General features: G+C 38.6%; 3 protein-coding genes. All 3 read left to right on the top strand.

From position 1 onward, the window contains the following. Window positions 1-317: 317 nt before the first annotated feature. The 3 genes from Q0628_RS08340 (at window position 318) to Q0628_RS08330 (ending at window position 3,673) form a co-directional block, all read left to right on the top strand. A complete protein-coding gene (locus Q0628_RS08340) occupies window positions 318-1,181 on the top strand; it encodes a hypothetical protein (RefSeq protein ID WP_072808063.1) in 864 nt (287 codons plus the stop codon). A 4-nt stretch (window positions 1,182-1,185) separates the two neighbouring features. Beyond that, entirely contained in the window at window positions 1,186-2,424 is a 1,239-nt protein-coding gene (locus Q0628_RS08335; RefSeq protein ID WP_298770009.1) for an SH3 domain-containing protein, read from the top strand. A 142-nt stretch (window positions 2,425-2,566) separates the two neighbouring features. After that, entirely contained in the window at window positions 2,567-3,673 is a 1,107-nt protein-coding gene (locus Q0628_RS08330; protein ID WP_298770007.1) for a PDDEXK nuclease domain-containing protein, read from the top strand. Window positions 3,674-3,834 lie beyond the last annotated feature (161 nt).

Below are 3,834 nucleotides of genomic sequence, written 5' to 3'. Positions count from 1 at the left end.
CTCACAAAGGCAAATGTGGTGATATCTGTAGTTTTTGCGATTTTATTTGTAAAAACGGGAAAGTGTGAGTATATTTAAACATGAAAGTTGTTAAACATCATTGTATATGTAGCAATTTCGTCATTGTGTACATAGCAACTTCGTCATTGCGAGCGCAGCGAAGCAATCCAAAGAAGGGTAGGGGAATGCCTTCCCTTGGCTCGCAAAGTTCCTGCTGTTGAAATTATGGGGTAGAATTTAAAATCGTTTGTGAAATTATATACATTATGTTAAATTTTGAGAGGACTTATATGCTTATGATATAACGTGGTACATTGATGGATAAGGCCGAATTTGAAAAATTGAAGGATGAGTTTCGGAAAATGGATTTGAGCGCTGCTTTCAGTAGAGAAGTCTTGAATTACTTGTCCACTAAAAGTGAAAAAGGGGCTTTCCCTCCATATGTTCCCTTTTTAGGAAAATTGTTCGATGAATATGGTGTTCTAGTATATTGTACGGCGCAAAATATTCCGCATAACAACTCTTTAGTAAAACGGTATTCAGATAATTTTGAAAAGTTGAACTGCCGATTGGAATATGGCGATGACTTTAATCGCCATTATGGCGAGACGGATTTTGATATAAGCGATGTAGATATAGCTCCGTTTGAGAATGGAGTTATTCCTGCATTAATTGCCGTTTTTATAATGGCTAAAACAGGAACTAAAATTCCTGCCGAACATATACTCGATTATTGTGGGGTGACGAACTACTACAAATTTTCTCTGCATACTGAGGCTAGGGATATCAATCCCGATGGAAAAATATCTCATTTTAATAATCAAGATCAATATAAATACTGGGCGCTTAATGACAAGCTCGTCCGTCAGGAACTCGGCGCAATAAGTCCAAAGTATGTAATTTCTTTTAATGGCTATAAACTTCGAATGCTGGCGTCTTATTCTATAGAATTTGGCTATACACTCTATTCAGTTAATGATCCGTCTTGGATTTTACGCGGAGCCTCGGGTAAATTGAATACTGATGGTGAATGGGGAATAGAATACCAAAAGTTAGATGAAAATGTTGCTGAATTTATTTCTTCCTATACGCGGATTTTAAAAGATGATTACAAAGGTAAAGTTGATGGGGTGAAAGCGTATTTGGCTCATTATTACAATATCTTTAAACAAGAAGGTTGATTTTATGAAAGTGTTGAAACAGATTTTCGTCATTACAATATTTTTGGTAGTGAACGCAGTGTCTTCGTATCAAGCGACTGTTGTTGCTAACACACTGAATGTTAGAGAAAAACCGACTGCAACTTCAAAGGTTGTTGGAAAGCTTCAAAAAGAGGATGTCGTACAAGTAGAATCTTGTAATAGTGGCTTTTGCAAAATTGAATCCAGGTCAACTTCAGGCTATGTTAGCGAAAAGTTTTTGAATCCCGTTTCCAGCACATCTGCCGATGCGGAAAAATCCTCTAGCGATGGTTGGGGTGTTTTGGTTCTATTCATTGTTCTTGCTCTTGGTGTTACGGAATTGGGCTTGAGAAAGAAAATCGGTTGCATTTCTGCAGCGGGGGCAGTTGTTGCAATATCATGCTTATGGCTTTTATTGGATGTTTTTCATGTTGGGACGGGGTATGCAATACTGGTCATTGCCTTAGCGATACTTGCGATTTTCATGAGAAATAAAAAATTTCTACCAAAGAGATTCTATAAAAATGAATTGTCTGATCGAAATGAAAGTAGTAGAAAACAAAAAGAATCGTTTGGTGATTCGAGAAGAAGTAAGCCATCGAATAGGGAAAAATCAGGAGAATCTATCGTAGATTCCGTAATTAAACTAGCGGGTTTACTAACGCTTGGTACAACCGAAAACGGTTCGGAAAACAGGGAACTCTTATATTGTCAATGGATATCTAGCGAATTAAATCAATGTATATATGAAACCTTTCCAAGGAATACTAGCAGCCGGGATGCAGAAATTGCTCTTCAACATAGATACGGAAAAGGACGTTTGGGACGCTCTATGCGGGCAAAGACGCCGCCCAGCTGGTATGAACTCGGTGGTGAGAATGAGGCTCTGTACTGCCAATGGGTGTCTAGTGAACTAGTAAATCAGCGCTTTTACGGAGCCTTTCCAAGGAATACGAGTAATTGGGTGGCTGAAAAAGCACTAGAACACAAATATGGAAAAGGACATTTGGTTAACTCTGCGCGGGCAAAGACGCCGCCTAGCTGGTATGAACTCAGCAGTGGAAAAGAGGTCCTGTATTGCCAATGGATATCTAGTGAACTAGCTAATCATCGCTTTTACGAAACCTTTCCAAGGAATACGATTAAAAGTAATGCAGAAAAGGTCCTTGAACATATATATGGAAAGGGTCGTTTAGGAAATACAGCCTATGGAAAAATACCTCCTAGTTGGTATGGTTTTTAATTATAATAGATTGTAAAATTTCCTTTCGCCCCTTGCCAATTCTAGTACATAATCTACATTTCAGCTGCTGTTCCTAATAGTGTAGGCTCCGAAAGGCATTTGATGATTTATCAAATGTTTTTCTTTTTTTTAAGGAGTCTATATGTTTAAAGAGAAATCCGCAAAGCCAGTTGTAAATGGCCAACTCATTAATGATGCTTGTGCAATTATTGAACAGGCGCAAGAGTTTGCTCATCATGCCGTCAACGAAACTCTTGTCAAGCGTAACTGGCTTTTAGGAATGCGAATTCAAAAAGAGGTGCTTAAGGATGAGCGAGCCGACTATGGCAAACAGGTTGTAAAGAACCTATCATGTGAACTTGTTAAAAGGTATGGTAGTGGTTTTAATCAGGCAAACTTATATCATTTCGTAAATTTTTTCAACTATTTCCCAAAGATTTTCTACGCAGTGAGTAGAAAATCAGAAAACGGTTCTGCGTTACAGATTTTCGACGCGGTGAGTAGAAAAAATCCGGTTACGCTTTCTTGGACACATTATCGAATTCTTTTGCAAGAATGTAATGCCAATGCCCGTTCGTGGTATGAACAAGAAGCGGCTCGCGAGGTATGGAGTACTCGGACTCTGCAACGAAATATCAGTAGTCAGTACTATCACCGAATGCTGAAATCTCAGCATAAAGATCTTGTCCATAGCGAAATGATGGAGAAAACTGCTCAATTGCAGGATAAGTTAGAGTTTATCAAGAATCCGGTTATTGCAGAATTTCTTGGCTTTCCGCAGAATACGACGTTCTCTGAGTCTGAACTCGAAACGAGCATCATCAATAATTTGCAGCGGTTCATTATGGAACTGGGGAAGGGCTACGCTTTTGTTGCTCGCCAGCAACATATCCATACGGAAAAAGAGGATTATTATATCGATCTTGTGTTCTACAATTACCTTTTGAAATCATTCGTACTTGTTGATTTGAAAACGACGAAGGTTACACATCAGGATATCGGTCAAATGGACATGTATGTTCGCATGTACGATGAACTGAAACGCGGAAAAGGCGACAATCCGACTATCGGGATTTTGATATGCGCCGATACAGACGATAGTATTGCACGGTATTCCGTGCTTCATGGGAATAACCGACTGTTTGCTGCAAAATACAAAACCTACATGCCGACAGATGAGGAACTTCGTGCTGAAATCGAGACACAGAAAAACTTCTACTATCTGCAGCATGGTAAAAAGAAGAAGTGATTTAGAAAGGTCACAGAAAAGGTCACTGAAGGGGTCACTGTAAATTTCAAAAATGTAATTATCTCTAATTGCGAATACAATGTATTCATAATAGAATTTTATAGCTTTTTGTCACTTTCTGACATCTGTTTGAATCTATATTTATAGGTGACTCTAGAAAG

This window comes from uncultured Fibrobacter sp. (assembly GCF_937877005.1).
In the GTDB taxonomy this organism is placed as follows: domain Bacteria; phylum Fibrobacterota; class Fibrobacteria; order Fibrobacterales; family Fibrobacteraceae; genus Fibrobacter.
The sequence above is the reverse complement of the archived record's forward strand: the minus strand, read 5'-3'. Positions and strand labels throughout refer to the sequence as shown.